Here is a 1060-nt window from a genome sequence, read left to right as displayed (position 1 = left end):
GTCTATTCTTGACCACGAAATTTGATCTTGTACATCTTTCTCTGCACAATTAAGTTAGAGTAAGGTATTGTAGAACCGTATATACCACACATATATTTTGTTTTTTTGATGGGTTAATCGAGCAGTTTTTCGTAGGCTTTGCTTATTTCTTGAAGGGCATATTTCTGATAAACATCTTGCTTTATCTTTGCGGGATCCCATTCGGTTTGGGTACAGGCCTGTATAATTTTTTCTTTGAAACCTTCTATATCATTCTGTGGCAGTACATAGCCATTAAAGCCGTTTTTAATGAGGCCGGTTACGCCACTTACTTTAAAGGTAACCACGGGCAAGCCTACAGATAAGGCTTCTAAAATTACGTTCGGAAATCCTTCGGTATGGGAACTGAGCACCATGAGCTCATGCTTTGTCAGCACTTGCAGCACATTTTTGATTTCGCCGTAAAAAGTAACCCGATCCACTAATCTTAAAGACTTCACCTTTCTTTCAATTTGTTTCCGAAGCAGGCCGATTCCTACAAAACTTAAATGGTAATGGGCTGGCAATGCCGACAATATATCAACAAGCCGATCTAAACCTTTTTCGGGCGAGAAGCGGGCAACAACAATTAAATGATATTTATTTTTTGCAGAAAGGGTTTGTCGCTGTTCGGCCGTTTTTACAACAGGGTTGGGAATGACAAGCATTTTTCGGCTGTCTATGCCATAATAACTAACCAGCGACTGCTTCATTTCTTCAGTTTGACAAATAATTTGCTGATAAACCCCATAGCTGAGCCTGGTAAAGCGCATGTAGAATTTCGATTTCAGGTTTTCGTACAAAATCTGTTCTTCAGGAATATTCGAGGCCCTGGCTATCAGTCGGGGGATTGTTAAAAATTTAGCCACAAAAGCCACCAAAATATTGATATGGTCTGTGGTCGAAAAAACGGCATAAGGTTTTTCCTGTCTCTTATACACATCTGACGCTGCCGACGAACCACGACAAAAAAAGGGGGGGGGGGGGGGGGGGGGGGGGGGGGGGGGGGGGGGGGGGGGGGGGGGGGGGGGGGGGGGGGGGG

General features: G+C 44.0%; 1 protein-coding gene. It reads right to left on the bottom strand.

From position 1 onward, the window contains the following. Positions 1-113 precede the first annotated feature (113 nt). Positions 114-1060: glycosyltransferase (locus JHD69_RS19875; protein ID WP_199142076.1), on the bottom strand; the 947-nt coding region annotated here is incomplete at its 5' end.

This window comes from Pedobacter sp. ASV12, assembly GCF_016429155.1.
In the GTDB taxonomy this organism is placed as follows: Bacteria; Bacteroidota; Bacteroidia; order Sphingobacteriales; family Sphingobacteriaceae; genus Pedobacter.
Note: the sequence above shows the minus strand (reverse complement) of the source record. Positions and strands in the feature narration are given on the sequence as shown.